Source organism: Methylobacterium sp. 285MFTsu5.1 (assembly GCF_000383455.1).
Taxonomy (GTDB): Bacteria; Pseudomonadota; Alphaproteobacteria; order Rhizobiales; family Beijerinckiaceae; genus Methylobacterium.
In genome coordinates this window covers 557974-578665 of record NZ_KB911270.1, presented here as the reverse complement: position 1 = coordinate 578665, position 20692 = coordinate 557974, and the positions used below count along the sequence as shown (strand labels likewise).

Annotated in this window: 13 protein-coding genes; 2 read left to right on the top strand and 11 right to left on the bottom strand. The window is 71.1% G+C overall.

Going from position 1 to position 20692, the window contains the following annotated elements:
• Window positions 1-378 precede the first annotated feature (378 nt).
• The 3 genes from H288_RS0102880 to H288_RS0102870 form a co-directional block, all read right to left on the bottom strand.
• Window positions 379-1707, bottom strand: coding sequence for an HlyD family type I secretion periplasmic adaptor subunit (locus H288_RS0102880; RefSeq protein ID WP_020091089.1), 1329 nt, complete (start codon window positions 1705-1707; stop codon window positions 379-381).
• The gene (locus tag H288_RS0102875) at window positions 1704-3428 is read right to left on the bottom strand and encodes a type I secretion system permease/ATPase (protein WP_020091088.1); all 1725 of its coding nucleotides are present in this window, start codon (window positions 3426-3428) and stop codon (window positions 1704-1706) included. Before H288_RS0102875 ends, H288_RS0102880 begins: the two co-directional genes overlap by 4 nt.
• A gap of 105 nt (window positions 3429-3533) precedes the next feature.
• A complete protein-coding gene (locus tag H288_RS0102870; protein WP_026604613.1) occupies window positions 3534-6122 on the bottom strand; it encodes a hypothetical protein in 2589 nt (862 codons plus the stop codon).
• Between the two features lie 482 nt (window positions 6123-6604).
• Between H288_RS0102870 and H288_RS0102865 the strand changes: the two genes are divergently transcribed.
• Window positions 6605-7885: a family 16 glycosylhydrolase gene (locus H288_RS0102865; RefSeq protein WP_020091085.1), complete on the top strand. Its 1281-nt coding sequence runs from the start codon at window positions 6605-6607 to the stop codon at window positions 7883-7885.
• A gap of 202 nt (window positions 7886-8087) precedes the next feature.
• On the opposite strand, the gene H288_RS0102860 is transcribed toward H288_RS0102865, so the two are convergent.
• The 7 genes from H288_RS0102860 to H288_RS0102830 all read right to left on the bottom strand — a co-directional run bounded on the left by H288_RS0102860 (window position 8088) and on the right by H288_RS0102830 (window position 17724).
• Window positions 8088-9035, bottom strand: coding sequence for a hypothetical protein (locus tag H288_RS0102860; RefSeq protein ID WP_026604612.1), 948 nt, complete (start codon window positions 9033-9035; stop codon window positions 8088-8090).
• Between the two features lie 190 nt (window positions 9036-9225).
• Window positions 9226-12414: a multidrug efflux RND transporter permease subunit gene (locus H288_RS0102855; protein ID WP_020091083.1), complete on the bottom strand. Its 3189-nt coding sequence runs from the start codon at window positions 12412-12414 to the stop codon at window positions 9226-9228.
• A 131-nt stretch (window positions 12415-12545) separates the two neighbouring features.
• Window positions 12546-13718: an efflux RND transporter periplasmic adaptor subunit gene (locus H288_RS32050; protein ID WP_042672342.1), complete on the bottom strand. Its 1173-nt coding sequence runs from the start codon at window positions 13716-13718 to the stop codon at window positions 12546-12548.
• Window positions 13719-13783: 65 nt separating this feature from the next.
• Entirely contained in the window at window positions 13784-14062 is a 279-nt protein-coding gene (locus H288_RS0102845) for a hypothetical protein (protein ID WP_234081793.1), read from the bottom strand.
• 567 nt (window positions 14063-14629) lie between these two features.
• A complete protein-coding gene (locus H288_RS0102840) occupies window positions 14630-14905 on the bottom strand; it encodes a CsbD family protein (RefSeq protein ID WP_020091080.1) in 276 nt (91 codons plus the stop codon).
• 175 nt (window positions 14906-15080) lie between these two features.
• Window positions 15081-15596 (bottom strand): hypothetical protein, encoded by a 516-nt coding sequence (locus tag H288_RS0102835; RefSeq protein ID WP_020091079.1) that lies wholly within the window; start codon window positions 15594-15596, stop codon window positions 15081-15083.
• 7 nt (window positions 15597-15603) lie between these two features.
• The gene (locus H288_RS0102830; RefSeq protein ID WP_020091078.1) at window positions 15604-17724 is read right to left on the bottom strand and encodes a M48 family metallopeptidase; all 2121 of its coding nucleotides are present in this window, start codon (window positions 17722-17724) and stop codon (window positions 15604-15606) included.
• 459 nt (window positions 17725-18183) lie between these two features.
• Here H288_RS0102830 and H288_RS0102825 point away from each other — a divergent pair, with 459 nt between their 5' ends.
• Entirely contained in the window at window positions 18184-19278 is a 1095-nt protein-coding gene (locus H288_RS0102825; RefSeq protein WP_020091077.1) for a DUF4272 domain-containing protein, read from the top strand.
• Window positions 19279-19290: 12 nt separating this feature from the next.
• On the opposite strand, the gene H288_RS0102820 is transcribed toward H288_RS0102825, so the two are convergent.
• On the bottom strand, window positions 19291-20679 hold the full coding sequence (locus H288_RS0102820; protein ID WP_020091076.1) for an FAD-dependent oxidoreductase: 1389 nt from the start codon (window positions 20677-20679) through the stop codon (window positions 19291-19293).
• Between the last annotated feature and the right edge of the window lie 13 nt (window positions 20680-20692).

The window sequence follows — 20692 nt, the reverse complement described above, 5'->3', positions numbered from 1 at the left end:
CGCAGCTGCTAAGACGTGGCCATGAAGCGGAGACCGCCTGACCGACTCACGACGATCGCGATTCTCGCGGTCACCGCCGCGCTCGCAGCCGTGCTCGTTGTGAGGCTTCGTGACCCCACGCCTCCGCACCGTGGCCCCCTGCCCAGTGCGTCCGCCGCCAGGCGATGAAGCTCCACAGCCCGCGTTGAACAAATGCAGCGGGTGGAAGCGGAATGGCTTCTCGCATGCGCGCCGCCCGCGAAGGCGGACGTGCGTTGGCCGGTGCTTCCCCGTGCTCGGACCGGCGTCTCGCCGAGCGCGACACAGTCGGTCCTGTAGGGATCGGCTCCGCGATCTCCGCAGGTTCCGTGACCGTCCATGCGGGCGACCGGGCGGATCTCACTTCTCCCGGAACGCCCGCCGGGCTTGATCGACGAGCGGCTTGGTGAGGTAGGACAGCACCGTTCGATCTGCCGTGCGGATGAAGGCCTCCACCGGCATGCCGGGCATCAACTTGGCCCCGTCCAGTCGCTTCATCTCCTCCTTCGTCACGCCCAGGCGAACGAGGTAGTAGAAGCTGCCGGTCCGCTTGTCCTCGCTCACATCCGCCGCGATCCGGGTCACGCGCGCGTTGAGTTCGGGTATCGTCCGCTGGTCGAAGCTCGGGAAGCGCAACCCCGCGGCCTGACCGGTCTGCAACCGGTCGATGTCCTGCGGCGCCACACGAACCTCCGCGACGAGGGAATCCGCGGTCGGCACGATCAGCATGATCGGCTCGCCCGGGGAGATCACACCGCCGCGGGTGTGGACCGCGAGTTCGTGCACGTAGCCGGTCTGCGGCGCGCGGATCTCGATGCGCTGCAGCTGGTCGAAGGCCGTGATCCGCTGCTCGGTCAGCGTCGCCGCCTTGGCGCGGTTCTCGGCCAGCTCCTTCGCGACGTCGCTGCGGAGATTCTGCTCGAGTTGGATGATCTGCAGCTCGGTCTCCGAGACCTTGCCCTTGGTCTGCGCGATGTTGGCGACGAGGACGCCGCGCTCGCCTTTCAGGCGGGACATGTCGCGCTGGAGGCTCGTGAGCCGGGTCAGCTGGATGAGGTTCTTCCGCCAGAGATCCTCGACACCCTCGTACTCCCGCCCGATGATCGCGGTCTCCTGCTCCTTCGCGGCGGCCTGCTCGGACAGGCCTTTGATCTCCTCGTTCAGCTGCCCGACCCGCTCGCGGAGCTGCGCCTTCTGGCCCTGGAGCGCGTCCTGTCGGAAGCGGAACAGCTTGCGCTCGCCGTCGACGATCCGGGCCACATCCGGTCCGGCTCCCTCGAGCTCGGGGGCGATGGCGAGGCTCGCGCGGCCGTCGCGTTCGGCCTCCAGCCGGGCGTTGCGCGCCGCGATCTCCCACAGGCTCTTGGTGACGCTGTCGTAGGTGGCCTTGGCGGTGGTCGCGTCCAGGCGGACCAGCAGGTCGCCCGCCTGGACGCGCGCGCCCTCCTGAACCGGCAGTTCGGCGACGACGCCGCCGGTCGGATGCTGGACCTTCTTGATGTTGCTCTCGACCACCAGCGAGCCCGTGGCGATGATGGCGCCGGACAATTCCGTCGCCGCCGTCCAGGCCCCCGCGCCCGTGGCGACCACGATCACGGCGGCGACGCCGGCGACGTGCCGCCGCAAGGAGCGGCGCGTCTCGTATGTCGGATCCGTAGCCGGCCCGTCGGGCGTGCGATCCGTCGTCATGCGACCCTCGTGGGCGTCTGCCGCGTCAGGGCGTTCAGCTTCGACAGAACTTCGTCGCGCGGGCCGTGCAGCTGCACGCGCCCGTCCCCGAGGACCAGGATGCGATCGACCGCCGCCAGCGCGCTCGGCCGGTGCGCGATCACCACGACGATGCCGCCGCGGGCGCGCACGCCCTGCACGGCGGCGGACAGGGCGCGATCGCCGTCGACGTCGAGATTCGAGTTCGGCTCGTCGAGGACCACGAGGAACGGATCGCCGTACAGCGCCCGCGCGAGCGCGATCCGCTGCCGCTGACCCCCGGAGAGGCCCAGGCCGCCGGTACCGACGCGGGCGTCGTAGCCGCCCGGCAGCCGGAGCACGACCTCGTGCACGCCGGCGGCCCGGGCAGCCGCCAGCAGGGCCTCGGGGTTGGGCTCGGGATCGAAGCGCGTGATGTTCTCGGTGATCGTGCCGTCGAACATCTCGATGTCCTGCGGCAGGTAGCCGACCGCGCGCCCGAGGGCATCGGGATCCCACTGATCGATCGCCGCGCCGTCGAGGCGGATCACGCCGCGGTTCGGGCGCGCCAGCCCGACGAGGGCACGGGCGAAGGTGGACTTGCCGGAGCCGCTGGCCCCGATCACCCCGAGGGCGCTTCCGGGCGCGAGGGCGACGTTGACGTCGTGGAGCACCAGGGTGTCGGTCCCGGGCGCCGCGATCGACAGGGCCGTCACGCGCACGCTCTCCCGCGGCGCCGGGAGCGGCGTGAGGGCGGCGGGATCCCGCCGGGGCAGGAACGCGACGAGGCGGCCCCAGGCCTGCCGGGCGCCCGAGAACGACTTCCAGTTGGCGATCGCCAGGTCGACCGGGGCGAGGGCGCGCGCGGACAGGATCGTGGCGGCCAGCATCACGCCGGCCGTCGCCTCCTCGCGCACCACGAGGAAGGCGCCCAGGCCGAGGATGCCGGATTGCAGCACCGTGCGCAGCAGGCGCGCCGTCGTGCCGAAGCCGATGGTCAGGTCGTTCCCGTACGCCGCGACGTCGAGGTTCCGCCGGGCCCGGACCTGCCAGAGCTCCGCGATGCGGGACCGCATCCCGAGCGCCGAGAGCAGCGGTGCCGTCCGGTGCGCCATGTCGGTGAAGGACCGGCGCTCACCGGCCGTTCGGACGGCCTCCTGGGTGGACGTGGACGAGGCCCAGTCCGTGAGGATCGTCAGCACGCACAGGAACAGGGCGCCCCCGGCCACCGCCGCGCCGAGCCAGGGATGGAACAGGAAGCAGACCGCGACGTAGAGCGGCACCCAGGGCAGGTCGAAGAAGGCGCTGACCGCCATGCTCGACACGAAGCCGCGGACGGTGTCGAGATCGCGCAGGGCCTGGGGCCCGTCATCGCTGCGCGGCATCTCGGCGCCGCGGACCAGGAGGGTCCGGAAGATCCGCGGACCGAGGCGCTCGTCGACGAGGCGCGCGAAGCGCGCCAGGATCCGGGCACGGAAGATCTCGAAGACGCTCTGGATCACGAGCAGCATCAGCGTGATGCCGGCGAGACCAACGAGCGTCGCGATGCTCCGGCTCGGCAGCACCCGGTCGTAGACCTGCAGCATGAAGATCGGGGCCGTGAGCATCAGCAGATTGATCAGACCGCTGACGATCATCACGGTGATCAGGCACGTGCGCCCGGCCCTGACGGCGGACCAGAACTCGCGCCGCTTCGCGACACGCAACACGCGTTCATCGGTCACAGGTCGATCCCTCGGCTTGGCACGTCAGCGGAGCGGTTCGGGCCGAAGCGGGTCGGGCCCCGGCGTCGCGGAAGCCCCCGCCGCGTCGGCGGCGGGGGCCGCGTTTCACAGGCCGAGCAGGTGCAGGCCGCTCGTGGCCGTGTGGGGTGTCGGGTCCGTGTGCTGGACTTCGGTGTGGCCGCCGAGATCGACGCTCACGCCCTGGGAGGCGCCCGCCTCGGCCGGCGCGGCGGAGGTCCCCGACACCGCGTCCACGAGGTGGCCGACGAGGGAGTCGGCACCGCCGCCCGTCTGCGGCAGGTGGATGCTGTCGCCGCTGAGCAGGTTCGCCGTGGCCAGACTCGGCTGATCGGCGCTCACCGCGACCGCGCTCACGTCGACGGTGTGGGCCGGATCGGCGGCGGGCGTGAGCACGGCGACGTCCGCCACCGGCGTCGAGGTCGTCGGGCCCGCCGACACGTCGATCAACGGGTGGGTCTCGGCTCCCGGCTCACCCGACGTGCCGCCGGTGAGCGTGCCGAGCAGGTTGCCGACGGCGCTGCCCGCCCCACCGGTCTCGCCCCCGCCCATGACCGTGGTCACGGTCGCGACGACGCCGTCGACCGGGGAGCCCGCCTGGTGGCCGTCCCCGCCGGCCGCGGGAAGGATCCCCGCCACCGAGCCCACGACGCCGCCGGCCGCCTCCGTCACGGACCCGAGATCGCTCGCGACCTGCGTCACCGCGGGGCCTCCGTCGCCGTTCAGGACCGCGCCCGGCAGGTTGACGACATCGGTCACGAGGTTGCTCGACCCGCCGAGCTCCCCCAGGCCGACCGTGGTTCCGAGATTGATCACGGCGTGGAGCGGATCGTTCAGGACCGGCACATCGTGGCCGACCTGTTCCAGGGCCGCATGGACGCCGTCGATCAGCGTGTTGGCGACGTCTCCGACCGGCTGCAGCGGCGCGTTCGTCCCGAGCAGCGCGCCGGCCGCGCCGGAACCCGGGCCTCCGTCCAGGCCGCCCAGGAGACCGTCGAGGGCTCCGGCACCCTGGTCCCCCGTCAAGCCGCCGAGGGCGGAGGTGACCGGTGCCAGGAGACCGCCGCCCGGCAGGCCGGATCCGAGACCGCCGCCGGCCGAGTCGAGGAGGCCGGTCGCCGAGCCGACGACGCCGCCCAGCGCGCCCGCCACGTGCCCGAGGTCGTCGACGACCTGCGCCACGCCTCCGGGCGCGTTCCCGGTCAGGATCGCGCCGGGCAGGTTGATGGTGTCGGTGAGCAGGTTGTGGCTGTCGCCGAGTTCCCCCAGTCCGACCGTGTTGCCCAGCGCGATCACCGCGTGGAGCGGGTCGTTGAGGAGCGGTACGTCGTGTCCGACCTGCTCCAGCGCCCCGTGGACGGTGTCGATCAGCGTGTTGGCGACAGCGCCCACCGGCTGCAGCGGCGCGTTCGGCCCGAGCAGGGTGCCGGTTCCGTCCGGAGCGCCGCCGGTCACGGTGCCGAGCAGACCATCCACCGCGGCGGTGACGGGGGTGAGGAGACTGCCCGCGCCCGGCGCGCCCGCTCCCCCCAGGTCGCCGACGATGCCGGTGACGCCGCCGAGCAGTCCGCCGGCCGCACCGGCCACCGCACCGACATCGCCGAGGATCGGGGACAATGCGCCGAGCCCCTGGCCGCCCAGCAGGGCACCGGGCAGGGCCGCGGCGTCGGTCAGCAGGTTTCCGCCCTCGGCCAGATGGCCGAGTCCGAGGGTCTCGCCGAGATTGGTCAGGCCGTGGACAGCGCCGTTCAGCAGCGGGACCTCGTGCCCGAGATTCTCGAGGGTCATGTGGACGTCGAGGACGGCGGTGTTCGCGAGATTCGCGACCGGGGCGAGAAGGCCGCCCGACGCGAGCAGCCCGCCGGCCGTCGCGGCCCCGGTGACGGAGGTGATCAGCGTGTCGGTCGCTTCGAGGATGGAACCGAGATCCGCGAGGACCGGCGTGGCCGAGCCGAGGCCGCCGCCAGTGAGGAGCGATCCCGGCACGGCGAGCGTGTCGGTCAGGAGGTTGCCCGCCTCGCCGATGCGACCGAGGCCGACCGTCTCGCCGAGGCCGGTGAGGGCGTGGATCGGCGCGTTGAGCACGGGGACCTGATGGCCGACATCCTCCAGCGTCGTGTGCAGGTCGAGGACGGCTTGGTTGAGAATCCCCACCGCCGGCGCGAGCGTGCCGCCGGAGCCGACAAGGCCGTTGCCGGCCACGGGCAGGGCCGTGACAGTATTCAGCAAGGTTCCGGCAGCCTCGGCGACCTGCCCGGCATCGTTCAACACCGGGACGACGCTGCCGGCATCGGTCGGGTTGGCGACGGCGCCCGTCAGGTCCGTGATCAGGTTGCCGGCCTCGCCGATATGACCGAGCCCGACCGTCTCGCCGAGATTGGTCAGACCGTGGAGCGGGCCGTTCAGCGCCGCGACCTGATGACCCGCGTTCTCGAGCTGCGCATGGGTGTCGAGGACGATCTGGTTCGCGGTATCGGCCAGCGCGCCGGGAAGCAGTGATCCGCCCTCGTCCGCCGCACCGACGTCGACGGCACTCTCGATGAGCGAGGTAATCGGACCGAGACTCGTCAATTGGCCGGTCGACAGTGCGGTGGAAGACAGTAGCGCGCTGGACCCGACCAGCCACTCGAGCGAGCGTGACGACGGGTTGAGCGCGGCGAGAGGGGACGACGACATGGGCACCTCCGGTTTTGATGCGTAACCGGCAGTACAATTATGGGTTGCAGACCCGAGCGTCGGTAAAGAATACCGAGCCTGCGGCCTGCCGTTGCTGCGTGCGGCCGGTCACGACACCGCCGAGGGAGGAGGTCCAACCGCGTCGCGCTTCGGTCGCGGACAGCAATATGCGTCGCAGAAATGACGTGCTCGACTATCATTTGTATTAGTATTTTGTATATAAAATCAGCCAGAATGGCAATGCTCGTTGTAATCCTAAAATCTCGGAGGATTACGGGATATACTTTCAAATATTCGCTGTCGATCGGCTCCTCCGTATCGATCTGCTCGGATCGACGGCGGCATCCCGCGCGTCGTGCCATCGACCAGACCGTGCCCGGCAATCATCGTCGGAACCCAGGCGCCCTGTTTTCCGATGCAGCTTATGATTGTATCGTGCGGCGCGGCCACTTCAGTGCGTGGCACGAATGGGCAGGTGATCCGTGGCCATTGATCCGAGGAATCTCGCCCAGACGGCGACACTCACCTACAGCCAGGACTTCAACACGCTGCCGCTCTGGGACGGCACTTCGGGTCTCGACACGTCCGGCGGCCCGCAGTGGAGCATCCACGTCACGTCGACCGGGACGCGGCCCTTCAATCAGGAGCAGCAATGGTATGTCCGCGCCGATCAACCCGACGGCAGCGCGCTCCCGAACCCGTTCCGCGTCCACGACGGCATCCTCACCATCACAGCCGCGCCGTCGGATCCGTCTCTGATCCAGGATCTGGGGGATCAGCCCTACACGTCGGGAATGGTCAATACCTTCCACAGTTTCAGCCAGACCTACGGCTATTTCGAGATGCGGGCCGAACTGCCCGCCGGTCAGGGCTTCTGGCCGGCGTTCTGGCTGCTCCCGGCGGACGGTTCCTGGCCGCCCGAGATCGACGTGATGGAGATGCTCGGGCACGATCCCGGCACGCTCTACACCACGGTGCACAGCCTGGCGCCCGGCCAGACACCCGGCAACCACACGATGAGCCAGGGGATCTCCGCAGTCGCCGACATGAGCGGCGGCTACCACACCTACGGCGTTGACTGGCAACCGGACACGCTGACCTTCTACTTCGACGGACAGGAGATCTATCGTACGCCGACGCCGGCCGGTCTGGACAAGCCCATGTACATGATCGCGAATCTCGCCGTCGGCGGCTCTTGGCCGGGCGACGCCGACGCGTCGACGCCATTTCCCGCGCAGATGAATATTGACTACATGCGGGCTTATCAGGCCAGTCCGGGCGCCGCGGCGCTTGAGCCGGTTTTTCACTTCTACGACGCCGCCTCAGGACGGCATTTCTACACGGCAAGCGCTGCAGAACGCGCGCAGCTTGAGAGCACCCCGTCGGGCTACGCCTATCAGGGCGTCGGCTGGGCCGCGCCAGTGTCATCGTCTGCCACGGCTGACGTCTTTCGATTCACCAACCCGACGACCGGCGACCACTTCTACACGACCAGCACCGCGGAGCGCGACGGGCTTCTCTCGGACGGTTCCGGCTACAACTATGACGGTGTTGCGTTCGACGCCTACGCGAGTTCGACCGCCGCGGGATCGCATGCGTTGACCGTCGAGCGGTTCGTCAACACCGAGAGCGGACGGCACTACTACGCTTCCAGCGCCGATGAGATCAGCTACATCGAGCAAGGTCACGCCGGAAGCGGCTGGATTGATGAGGGTCATGCCTTCACGTTGCATGCTCCGACTGCGAACATGTTCGGCATGTAATAGTCCTTCCGGAAGACCGGCTCCGGGGCAGCCAGTCCCACTTCTCGTCGCGACCGGGCCGCTTCAGCCGACATCCACGGCAGGCTCACCGCCCGTCGGCACGGGCGGTTCGGTCCCTCGACTGCTCCACCAGGGTCGCGTTCTCGGCGCCTGTCCGCCCACCCTGAGGCTCGCAGGCCGCGGTGCGGCGACAGGGCCGCGATCAGAAGCTGTACCCGACGCGCAACCGCATCTGATGGCGGTCGAAGCTCGACAGGTCGAGCGGGCCGGGCTCGCCCGTCGCCTGCCCGGCGACCTGGAAGCTCCAGGTGAACGAGGCCCAGGCCTGGGGTGACAGGGTCATGTAGGCGGTCGGTCCGAGATACACGGCCTCGCCCGCGAACCGGTCGAGCGCCAAGCCGTCGTAGGTCCGGGCATAGCGTGCCTCGCCGCCGAGGAAGAGGCCGGGCCGGACGCAGTAGGCCAGCGCCCCCGCCACCTCGATCCCCGATCCGCGCACGGGCGCGTCCATCACGGTCAGCCGCGTCGTCGAGAGCGCGAAGCCGACATTGACGGCGGCGATCAGCTTGCCGGGGATGATCTCGCGATCCGCCAGCAGGCCGATCTCGGTGGCGAAGCTGCGCGCCGGCACGCCCGTCCCGCTGTCGACGGTTCCGTAGCCCGGCACGATGTTGAGGGTCAGGCCGAGGGGGGCCGTCCGGCGATCCATCAGGCGCACCCGGGTCTCGAGGAAGCCGCCGTTGAAGCCGCCCGTGGTCCGGGCCGGGGTGCCCGGCGCGCCGATGTCGTAGGCGTTGAAGGTGACGCCCGGGGCCAGGCGGAAATCGTTGGTCAGCGGCACCTTCAGGGCCAGGGAACTGTCCACGGTCAGGAAGCGGGCGACGCGCCGGCCGAGTCGCCCGCTCGTCTCCCATTCCAGCTCCGCCTCCCCGGGAACGCCGAGGTCGCTCCCCTCGGTGAAGCCGAACAGATGCTCGCTGTCGAGGTCGCCCGGCGTCAGGTTCTCGGCGGCTGTGGGCAGGGACTGGGCCAGTGCCGGCCCGAGCGCTGCGGCCATCCAGAGCCCCGCGGCCAACCCGAGCGCCGCGGCGAGGCCGCACAGGACCGATCCTAGAGCCGAGAAGCGACGCGGAGCGCCGGTGTGCGTCATAGCCCTGACCCATCATTATAGCTAATGCTATATCTAATAGGGTGGGCGATGTAAGGCCGTCAACGGTCGAGCATGCCGGACGCGTGGTCTCCGGAGGTCCGGTCGCGGATCCGGCGCCGCGCGTCGGAGGGAACGGCGTCGCGCGGTGACGGCGGCGCGGGGCGGAACCGCGCCGCGTCCGCGCTCCGGCTCACGCCGGTCCGGTCTCGGGGGTTGTCCCGGCCGGGGGCGGGGACGCGACAGGCCCGGGCTGCCCCCGGCGCGCGCGGCGCTCCTCGATCCGCTGCAGGATCACGTAGAAGGACGGCACGAACAGCACCGCCAGGCAGGTCGAGGCGAGCATGCCGCTGAACACCGTGATGCCGATCGACTTGCGCGCCGCGGCCCCGGCCCCGGAGGCGGTGACGAGCGGCAGCACGCCGAGGATGAAGGCGAACGAGGTCATCAGGATCGGGCGGAAGCGCAGCCGCGCCGCCTCCACGGCGGCGGCCGCGATGTCGAGTCCGGCCTGCCGCTTCTCGCGGGCGACCTCGACGATCAGGATGGCGTTCTTGCTCGCCAGCGCGATCAGCAGGATCAGGCCGATCTGCGTGTAGAGGTTGTTGGCGACGCCGAGCAGCAGCAGCGCCCCGACCGTGCCCAGCAGCGCCAGCGGCACGCCGAGCAGGACCGCCAGCGGCAGGATCCAGCTCTCGTACTGGCCGGCCAGGACCAGGTAGACGAGGAGGATGGCCAGCGCGAACACGAGGTAGATCTGCGCGCCGACCGCCTTCTCCTGGTACGACATCGCCGTCCAGTCGTAGCCCGTGCCCGGCGGCAGCACCTTGGCGGCGATCTGCTGCATCAGGTCCAGCGCCTGCCCGGAGCTGAAGCCCGGCGCCGCCCCGCCCACGATCGTCGCCGTCGGGTAGAGGTTGTACAGGCTGATCAGGGACGGGCCCTGCACGGACTTGATCTCCACGACGGTGCCGAGCGGCACCATCACGCCGTTGCCGGCGCGCACCTTCAGGTTCTCGACGTCCTCGGGGCGGAGCCGGTAATCGGGCGCGGCCTGCACGTAGACCTGGAAGGTCCGGCCGAACTTGTTGAACTGCGTGACGTAGGACGACCCGACGTAGCTCGAGAGGGTCGAGAAGACCTGCCCGACCGTCACGCCGAGGGCCTCGGCCTTGACCCGGTCCACCGCGATCGCGATCTGCGGCACGCCGGCCCGGAACGAGGTGTTGAGCTTCCGCAGCCCGGATTGCGAGTTCCCGTCGGCGACGACCGTCCGGGCGAGGCTCTCCAGCAGGGGGTAGTCGAAGTCGCCGTTGCGCAGCTCGATCTGCATGGTGAAGCCGCTGGCGTTGCCGATGCCCTGGATCGGCGGCGGGATCAGCACGAAGGTCTCGGCGTCCTCGACGCCCGCCAGCATCGTGTTGAAGCGCTCGTAGAGGCTGCGCAGATCCTGGCCCCTCTCCTTGGCCCGGACATCCCAGTTCTTGAGAACCACGTAGGCGACGCCGGCATTGGGCAGGCTGGCGCTCGAATCGAGGACCGAGATCCCGCTGATCGAGAGCACGTTGTCGACGCCCGGCGTCGCCTTCGCCTGGACGCTGATCCGCTGCATCACCGCGTCGGTGCGCTCCTTCGAGGCCCCGTCCGGCAGCTGTGCGCCGATCAGGACGTAGCCCTGGTCCTCGGTGGGCAGGAAGGCGGTCGGCAGGCGGGTCAGCCCCCATCCGGCGAGCCCGATCAGCAGGAGCGCCACGGCGACCATGAGGCGGCTGCGCCGGACCATGGTGGCGATCAGCCGGGCGTACCAGCCCTCGAGGACCCCGTAGACGCGGTTGAAGCCGCGGTAGAACACGTTCCGCTTCTCCGGCGGCACCGGCTTGCGCAGCCACAGGGCGCACTGGGTCGGCTTCAGGGTGGCGGCATTGATCGCGCTGATCAGCGCAGTGGCGGCGATCACCAGGGCGAACTGCTTGTAGAGCTGCCCGGTCAGGCCGGGCAGGAACGCGGCCGGCACGAACACCGACATGAGCACCAGGGTGATGCCGATGATCGGGCCGAACAGCTCCTCCATCGCCTTCTCGGCCGCCGCCCGGGGCGAGAGGCCCTCGTCGATGTGGTGGGAGACCCCCTCGACGATCACGATGGCGTCGTCCACCACGATGCCGATGGCCAGCACGATCGCGAACAGCGTCGAGAGGTTCACGCTGAAGCCCATCGCCGCCATGGCGGCGAAGGCGCCGATGATCGTCACCGGCACCGTCGTCGCCGGCACCAGCATGGCGCGCCAGTCCTGGACGAAGACCAGGATGACGATCAGGACCAGGACGGCCGCCTCGAACAGCGTCATGTAGACCTCGTGGATCGAGGCCTGCACGAACTCCGTCGTGTCGAACGGGATGGCGTAGACGAGGCCCGACGGGAAGGTCTTCGCGAGCTCGGCCATCCGAGTGCGGACCGCGTTCGCCACCGTCAACGCGTTCGCCTCGGGCAGCTGGTAGATGCCGATGCCGGCGGCGGGCTGCCCGTTCAGCGTGAACGACTGGCTGTAGGTCTGCGCGCCGAGCTCGACGCGGCCGACGTCGCGCAAGCGGGTGATGCGGCCGCCGTCCTGCGCGTCCGCCTTGACGACGATGTTCTCGAAGTCCGGGGCGCTGTTGAGCCGCCCGTTGACGTTGAGCGTGTACTGGAAGTCCTGGCCGGCCGGGACCGGCGGCATCCCCACGGCGCCCGCGGTGACCTCCTGGCTCTGCTGCTGCACGATGTTGATGATGGCGTCGGGGGTGAGGCCCCGGGCCTGCACAAGGTCGGGATCCAGCCAGATCCGCATCGCGTACTGGCCGGCGCCGAAGACCGTGACGTTGCCGACGCCGGGCAGCCGGGCCAGCTCGTTCTGCACGTTGATGACGCCGTAATTCGACAGGAACAGGCTGTCGAACTTCCCGTCGCTGGCCGACAGTGTGACGAATTGCAGGACCGCGGTGGATTTCTTCTGGGTCGTGACGCCCTGGACCTGGACCGCCTGCGGCAGCGACGACATCGCGATCGCGACCCGGTTCTGCACCAGCACCTGGGCCTGATCGCCGTCCGTCCCGATCGCGAAGGTGACCGTGAGGGTGTAGGTGCCGTCGCTCGCGCTGGTCGACTGCATGTAGAGCATGCCCTCGACGCCGTTGACCTGCTGCTCGATCGGGAGCGCCACCGTGTCGACCACCGTGCGGGCGCTCGCACCCGGGTAGCGGGTGGTGACCTGGACCGTCGGCGGCACGACGTTGGGATACTGCGACACCGGCAGGTTGAAGAGCGACACCGCGCCGATCAGCACCATGACCAGGGCCAGCACGTTGGCCAGGACCGGCCGCTCGATGAAGAAGCGCGAGATCATGCCGTTGGCCCTCGGTGCCGGCGTCTCAGGGGCGGCCCGCCGCCAGGGCGGGACGCGGGGTGGCGGAGATCACTGTCCGATCGTCGGGCGTGTCGGCCTCGTCGGCAGCGCCGGGACTTCCGGACGACGGCTCACCGCGGGAGTGGCGCCGGGTCGGGCAAGGCTTCGGCCACCGCCACCTTCTGGGGCGCGACCTTCGCCCCTGGGATTGCCCGCTGGATGCCGTCCGTGACGACCCAGTCGCCGGGTGCGAGCCCGGTCTCGATCACCCGGTAGCGCCCGTCCCGGGGCCCGAGCGTCACCACCCGCTGCGAGACCGTGTCGTCGGCGCCGACCGTGAGCACGTAGCTGCCCTGCTGGTTCGTCCCGATGGCGTCGTCGCGCACCAGCAGGGCCTTGTCCTGGCGCCCGACCGGGACCCGGACCCGAACGAACAGGCCCGGGAGGAGCGCGTGGTCGCCGTTCTCGATGAGCGCCCGCGCCATCAGCGTGCCGGTGGACGGGTCGACCTGCGGCGCGAGGTAGTCGAGCTTGCCCGCATGCGGATAGCCGGTCTCGGTCTGCAGGCCGATCTCCACCGGGATCCTGGATAGGTCGCCCAGCGTCCGGTGCGTGGCGAGCAGGTGCTCCTTGACCAGCAGCACCTGCTGCTCGCTGATGTTGAAGTAGACGTAGAGCGGATCGATGCGCACGAGCTGCGCCAGCTTGGTCGGTCCGCTGATGCCGACGAGCGCCCCGACATCCGCGAGGTGGTTGGTGACCACGCCGTCGAACGGTGCGGAGACCTGCGTGTAGCCGAGATTGATGGCGGCGATGTCGAGGTTGGCCTGCGCCTCCATGACGGCGGCGCTGGCTTGGTCCTGCTTGGTCTTCGCGTCCTCGACGCGCGCCTGCGAGGCGAATTCCTGCCGGCCCAGCGTGGACTGGCGCTGATACTCGGACTGGGCATTCGCTAGGGCGGCCTGCTGCGCCGCCAGGGCGCCCTGCGCCTGCTTGAGCTGCGCCTCGTAGGTGTTGCGTTGGATCGAGAAGAGCGGCGTGCCCTTCTTCACGACGGCGCCGTCCTTGTAGGTGATCGCCTCTAGGAAGCCCTGGACCCGTGCCTCGAGCTCGACGGCCGCGAACGCCTTGGTGTTGCCGGTGAGTTCGAAGTAGCGCGTGACCGTGCGCACGAGCGGTTGCGCGACCGAGACCGTCGGCGGCGGTGGGGGAACGTACTGGTTCGCATCGCGGCAACCGGCGGCGAGGCCCGCGATGGCCGCCAAGGCGAGGAGACGGAGGGATCCGGGAAGCTGCAGCACGATCGGCACGGTCGACCCTCAACCTGAGAGCGTTACGGGACGGTCTTCGGTCTCGGTCCTGACGCGCACTACTGATCGTCCTCGGCCTTGGCTTCCCGGGCGAGGGTCAGGCACTCCAGCAGATCGACGTAGCTGGGCAGGCCGTCGAGCTGGGCCTCCGCCGCGCAGCGCGTCCGATCGACCGCCGGGAAGCTGGACCACTTCTTCGCCACCTCGGCACGGGCCGACCCCTCGTCCTGGAGGCAGAGCTTCTGCCGAACGGGATCGAGGGTCATCGCCGTCGTCGCCGCTCGGCAGCTGCCGTGAACGTCGAAGACCGGCATCTTGTCCGAGACCGGCGTCGTCAACGCCAGCTCCAACAGCAAGGCGGGGACAGCAAACATCATGATCGGCACACCCGCGCGTCGCGTCGACCGGACGGTCCGGTCGATCCTTGTTCTGGCGGCCCCACACGGTTGCCGTGCCCTGCAGCAATACAGGTTCGATACTCAAGACCGGCCCGATTCGGTCGCCTATCCTGTATCGATAGCATATGTCGCGGTTAAGTTGTTGCAGCAAAAATCGTTATCAACCACGGCGCACTACCTAAAGCGGTGGCGTCCGGCAGAGCGGCCGTATGATTTCTGTGATGTCTGCCAAGTGAGTAAGATAGAATGAAAAATTGGAAAGTTTGCTAAAATAATGAGAGCTTTCCCGCGTAATAGGTCGATTGGGCGAGTACGCAGGGCAACTGTACGATCGCTCGGGCCGCGGGCACCGGCGCCAGCCTGGCGCTGTCCGTCGCGCCCGGCGCGGCCAGTGGCTCCGGCTCCGGGACAGGCCGAGGCGTCGACGGTGTCCGTCATGCCGGCCGGCGAGGCCGTTTCGATCGGTGCGCCGGGTCCCGGCCATGGCGCGGCCGGGACCCGGTCCGCCTACTTGTCGAGGGCGTTCTCGACGGCGTCCTTGGCCTTGCCGCGCTCCTGCTGGGCCTGGCCCCGGAGCTTCTGGTCGCGTCCCTCGGCCTTCAGCGCCTCGTCGTCCGTCAGGTTGCCGACGCCGCGCTTGGCGCCGCCGACCGCCTCGTTGGCGAGGCCCTTGAGCCGGTCGACCGCGCCCGCCGTCGTCGGCGTGTCGTCGGCCAGCGCCGGGCCTGCGAGGGCGAGGCCGAGGAGGGCGCCACGAAGCGCCGTCTTGCGGGTGCTGCTCATCCGGTTCTCCCGAGAGGTTCGAGGGAGCGCGGTCTGACCGACCGTCCGCGCCGGCGCAATGACACACACGTACCGGATCGCCGGACCGGCAACCGGTACGGCACCGGTCCGCCGGTTCGGGCGTGTCCCGTGGCGCGGACGGCCCTGCGCGGCCGAGATCCCGGCGCGGGGCCGGTCAGGCGGCGGACCGGAACGCCGCGCGCCCGTTGCGGAGGATCGAGATCAGCGCACCGACGAGGCCGGCCAGGATCACCCCGTCGATCGCCAGGAGGGTGATCGCCCGGTTCCACAGCCGGTCGAGGCCGAGATCGGTGGTGACGGACTCGGGATGCGCCGGGTCGGCCATCACGCCGATCGTGTAGTCGCCCGTGTGCAGGCCGGTGAACACGTAGTTCACCCGGCGGGTCACGCTGCCCTGGGGCGTCCGCAGCGAGAGCGTCGCGTCGCAGATGTGGAACACGAGCTTGGTGCTGCACTTGCCGTCGCTCACGCGGGCGTTCGGGACGGGCCGGGCGGCCTCGCGGACCTGCCAGTCCGAGATCAGCACGGGCGCCGTGTAGACGGCGCTGGCTGCCAGGAGGCCGCCGAACAGCACGAAGCCAAACAGCACGCCCAGGATGACGGTCCAGCTCGCGCGGTCGGGCGGCAGGCGCAGGGTCTCGGCGGTCTCGGGCTTGGCGGGCGATCCCATGCGATCCTCAAGCAGGCAGGGCTTCGGGAGAGGGGGTGTGGGCGGCGACGGTCGCGCTCGCGGCGCGCTCGGCCAGGGCGCGGCGGGCGTGGTGCGCGGCCTGGTAGCGGGCGATCAGGTCGGCGAAATCCTGCGGCTTCATCCGGCGCGGCAGTCCGACCGTGAGCGTCACGATGCGGCGCTTCGGGTCGAGCTTCACGGGGTGTCGCCCCGGGGCCCGCTCCGGCCAGTCCGCGCCCGGCGGCAGCAGCAGGCGGGTGACGATGCCGCCGCGGCTCAGCGACATGTCGAGATCGGCGACGGCCTCCCAGGGGATCACCCTGTCGAGACCGGGCGCCGTCAGCCCCGCGGGGCTCAGGATCAGGGCGATCGGCTCGCCCCGCGACAGGACGAAGGCGCCCGCCGCGCCGAAGGCGGCCGCGAGGGTCAGCGCCACGGCCGACACGATCCGGGCCTCGTAGGGCGACAGCCCCGGGACGCGGAGCAGCACGAGCGCGAGCGCGGCGGCGGCGAAGAGGCCGGCGCTGGCGGACAGCGCGAGGCCGCGAGCGCGGTGGCTGGCGCGCAGCACCCGTTCCTCGGTTCCGACGTCCGCGGCGGTCGCCTCCAGATGCGCGCGGGCGGCGGCCTCCCGCGCGCGGACCGCGCCGAGGAAGTCCCGCGTCGCGGCCCGGCACAGGCCGTCGGGGTCGGCGAAGTAGGCGGCGAGCTGGTCGCGGGCCCGGGCCGGCGGCGCGGTTCCGGCCGCGGCGAGCAAGTCGGCGTCCACCGCCAGTCCGAGGGCCGCGACGCGGTCGCGGGTCGGCGGGTGGGTGTCGGTCGGGTGGGCCTGCTCGTCCTCGAGGCGCGCCGCGGGATCCTCGAGGCCGCGCGCGATCGCGCCGTCGAACGCCGCCGCCACGAGGTCGGCGGCGGCCGTCTCCGGCGCGTCGGCCGCCGCGTCCAGGGTCTCGACGACGCGCGGGCGCGCGGCGCCGTAGCGCAGGAGCGCCCGGGCCGAGGCGTCGGGGGAGGTCACGGCGGCGCCGGCCGCGTCGGCCGCGAACTCGCGCACCCGGCTCCAGTGGCGCACGGCGAGGTGGAACTGCTCCATCACGAACAGGCCGAGGCGGATCGACGGCCCGAGCACGCCGAGCGCGCCGCGTTCGCGCTCGGCCATCGCGTCGAGGGAGCGCCCGACGCCCGCGTAGATCGGCAGGAAGCGCTGGCTGTAGGCGGTGTCCCCGCCGGCGTAGTGGGCGAGTTCGTGCCCGAGGATCGCCGCCGTCTCGTCGACGCGCAGCAGGGCGAGATAGGGCAGGGGCACGTAGAGGATCCGGCCGTCGAGCCGCGCGCCGCCGGGCTCGAGCACGGCCGGGCCGGCGCTGACGAAGAAGCCCTCGGTGAGGCCGACGACCAGGGCCTCGGGCTTGAGCGCGCCCATCCGGTCGGCGAGCGCCTCGACGAGGCGCCAGAGACCCGGCGCCTCGGCCGGCGCGATCCGCCGCCCGAGGATCGGCAGCGGCTCGGGCGCGAAGGCGACGAGGGCCCGGCGCAGGCCGATCAGGGCGCCGCACGCGGCGAGGATCGTGGCGCCGACCGCGCCGGCCGCGATCGCCAGGAGCTTCACGCCGCCGCCGCTGAGGCCGCCGTCGACGAGCAGCCCGGCCTCGAACAGGACCACCGCGACGAGGCCGGCGGTCGCCGCCACGATCTGGGCGGCGAGGGCGGGCGGAAGCAGCCGCCGCACCAGCGAGAAGCCGCGGACCAGGGCGTCGCGCGACCCGCGTCCCAGCTGCCCGAGCAGGCCGCCGACGAGCAGAACGAGCACGGAGAGCGCCGCCGCGATTCCGCCGCCCGCGACCGCGACCGCCGGCAGCCTGCGCCGCCAGTCCATCACGGCGGCGAGGGTTCCCGCGTGGTCGCGGATCTCGCGGGCCTTCACCGCGGCGTAGGGGCCGCCGTAGAGGCGGCCGTCGTGCCGGAACTGCAGGCTGAAATCGGGGCGCCCGTCACGCGGAGCCCGCGCCTCCAGATCCGCCACGACCGCGCCGAGGCGGTCGCGCTCGGCCGCGAAGGCCCGCCAGTCGTCGAGGCCGCGCTGGCCCTGCCAGAGACCGATCAGCAGGATCGCGAGCGGCAGCAGCACGGTCGCTGCCAGGAGCCCGGCGAGGGCGCGCGGTCGCGTGCGGTCGCGCGGGGGCGCTGCTTCGGCGATGGTCGGCTCCTGATGGCGAGACGCGGGCGCGGCAAGGCGGGCGCGGCAGGATTGCGGTCGGGTCGGCGTCCCGGTATCGAGCCGGCGCAGCGAACAGTCTCGGTCCAGGAGGCTATAGATGCGGTCGAGCTACAGCTTCCGAGCGACAAAGATTGGGCGCAACCGGATCGATAACCGATTCGACGGCCGGTTTTCTAACCGGCCGAACGGCCACGTCAACCGAATGCTGCGGTCCGGCCTCCGAGGGCTCCGGGCGCGGCGCGCCTTGCCCGGCCGGTGCGCCCGCCCCACTCTGGGCGCTTCCGCGTTCGCGCGCCCGGCGCGACCGGGCCCGGTTTGGATGCCAGCCTCGGAGGCGCCGCTCCGCGGGAAGACCGGAAGGGAGAGACCATGAATCTGCTGAAGCGGTTGTTCGGACGCGCCGATGCTGCACCGGCGGAGGCGGCGCCGGAGGAACCGCTTCTCGTCAACGCCTACGCGACCGTGCGCGACCTGCCCGCGCTCTCCTTCGACCACGCGCTGAACGGCCGGCGGGACCTGTCCGACCCCGAATTGCAGCCGCATCTCGACGGGTTCATCGGCTACGTCATGGGACGGGGCGACGGGCAGATGACCGCCCACCGCTACCATCTCTGGCGCCACCTGCAGCGCGTCCGCAACCACGTCAGCTTCGCGGTCGCCGCGTCCGACCTGCCCCGCGTGGAAGCCTGGGCGCTCGCGGCGAACGCCGTCCTCTTCCTGCCCGACGGCTCCGTGCGGGCGCCCGACATGGCGCTCCTCCTGTCGGCCGCGGGCGAGACGGATCCGGCCGCGCGTCTGCCCTATCCGCCCGACGCCGTCGCGCGCCGCGCCCGGACCCTGGAGCGCCTGGAGGATCTGGACCCGAAGCCGCCCGCCGGCATGCCCCCCGCGCTCGGCGAGGCGGAACTCGCGCTGCGACCGCCGGCGGAGGTGCTCCGGCGGGCTCTGGCCCTGCTCTACATCGCGGCCTGGGGGCAGGCCTTCGGCGCCGGCACGACGCTGCGCGAGCCGGGGCAGAGGACGCTGAATCCGATCGGCTTCGCGGCCCTGTCGCCGGCCGAGCGCGCCCAGATCGAGGCGGCGGACCCGAAGGACGCCGCGGCGGCGTCCTGGCGCTACGAGGCCGCGAACACCCTGCTGTGGGCGCTCGGCGTGCGCGCGGCCCGGATCGCCGACAGCGACGCGACGGTCGACGTCGACGCGCTCTGGCGGGCGGTCGCGCCGCTCGCCCGGGACGCGGGCGCGGCCGACGCCGCGCGGCTGCGGCCGCCCGGCGAGATCCTGGAGGCGCTGGACCGCGCGTGGCGGGCGCACTGGGTCGTCCGGCAGGCGCGGCAGAAGGGGACAGCCCCCGCGGGGCTCAACGGCGACGTCGTGGCGGAGCGCCACGTCGCGCTGAACTGGCTGACCGGATTCCAGAACGACCGCGACACGCCCTGGGACGCGACCGACACGCCGACGTGACCGCGCCGCGGCTCAGCGCAGACCGTCGAAATAGTCGAAGAACACGCGGTCCGGATCGTGCTCGTCGCGCAGCGCGCACAGCCTCTGCCACTTCTCGGGCGTGAACGCCTGGGCGACGATCTCGGGCTGCTCGACCGTGTTGGTCTCGCCGATGTAGTAGCCGATGTTGAGCGGCTTCAGCGCGGCGGTCACCGCCCGATGCCAGGCGGCGTTGGCCTGATCGTCGTCCGCCGCGTGCCACATGGTCCAGGGGCCGCCATAGACCTTCGAGGTCATGGAGCGGGCCATGTTCCGCTGCGGCCCCGGGACGTCGGGTCCGCAGAAGATCGTCGACAGGAACACCGAGGTCGCCGAAGGCGCCCGCTGCCACAGGGGCAGGATGGCCGCCATCACCGCGCCGGGGCTGTGATTGGAGAAGGTGGCCTCGACCCGGGATCGCACGCCCTCCGGGAAGAGCGCGCCGGACGCGTCGAACAGCTGCTCGAAGTCGAGGGGCGTCACCCGCGCGCTCGACAGGGGCGCGACCGGTGCGTCATCGAGCGGCGCCAGCGCGCGCCGGGCCGCCTCCGGGGTGTCCTCGAAGGCGGTGGCGGTGACCATGCAGACCCAGCCGTTCCGGTCCGCCGCCGCCTCGGCCAGCGCGGGCGGCGCCTTCACGAGGAACTGGGTCAGCTCGACGCTCGGCGCGATCGTGGGCGCCGCCTCGCCGAGCCACGTGCCGACGGCCGGCGCATCCTCGAGGCGATAGAAATACTCGCTCCCGTGAATGGCCTTCGGCAGCGCGTGGAGCTTGAGGAAATACTTCGTGATGATCCCGAAGAAGCCCGGGCCGGCGCCGCGCGCGGCCCAGAAGAAGTCCGGGTTCTCGGTCTCGCTGGCCCGGATCCGCTCGCCCTGGGCGGTGACGAGCTCGATCGCCTCGAGGCTCTCGGTGCCGTAGCCCCAGACCGTGGGGTTCCAGGCCATGCCGCCGCCGAGGAAGTAGCCGCTCGCCTTGACCTGGGGGCAGTGGCCGGTCGGGAAGGCGAGTCCGTGGGCGTTGAGCGCCTTCTGGATGTCGCGGTTGCTGACGATCGGCTGGATGACGGCCCGGCGCTGCGCGACATCGATCGCCAGGATCCTGTCGAGGCTCCCGAGGTCGATCAGGATCCCGCCGTTGCGCAGGGTCGGCTGGCACCAGTTGTGGCCTCCGCCGCGGACGACGACCTTGAGGCCGTGCGCGCGGGCGAACTTCACGGTGGCGACGATGTCGTCCTCGTCGGCGGCCCTGACGATCATCTGCGGCGCCCGGTCGGGGATCAGCCTGTTCCACAGGTTCCCGTGAAGCGCCTCCCGGAACTGCGGGTCGCCCGCGTCGATGACCGGGCCCTTGCAGGCCGTCCTCAAGGTCTCAGCATTCATGACTGGGCACTGC

Coding starts and splice junctions, on each gene's coding strand:
- H288_RS0102840 (WP_020091080.1), bottom strand. CDS start 14,905: ATGAGCAGCACCCGCAAGACGGCGCTTCGTGGCGCCCTCCTCGGCCTC.
- H288_RS0102860 (WP_026604612.1), bottom strand. CDS start 9,035: ATGACGCACACCGGCGCTCCGCGTCGCTTCTCGGCTCTAGGATCGGTC.
- H288_RS0102880 (WP_020091089.1), bottom strand. CDS start 1,707: ATGACGACGGATCGCACGCCCGACGGGCCGGCTACGGATCCGACATAC.
- H288_RS0102870 (WP_026604613.1), bottom strand. CDS start 6,122: ATGTCGTCGTCCCCTCTCGCCGCGCTCAACCCGTCGTCACGCTCGCTC.
- H288_RS0102855 (WP_020091083.1), bottom strand. CDS start 12,414: ATGATCTCGCGCTTCTTCATCGAGCGGCCGGTCCTGGCCAACGTGCTG.
- H288_RS0102825 (WP_020091077.1), top strand. CDS start 18,184: ATGAATCTGCTGAAGCGGTTGTTCGGACGCGCCGATGCTGCACCGGCG.
- H288_RS0102820 (WP_020091076.1), bottom strand. CDS start 20,679: ATGAATGCTGAGACCTTGAGGACGGCCTGCAAGGGCCCGGTCATCGAC.
- H288_RS0102835 (WP_020091079.1), bottom strand. CDS start 15,596: ATGGGATCGCCCGCCAAGCCCGAGACCGCCGAGACCCTGCGCCTGCCG.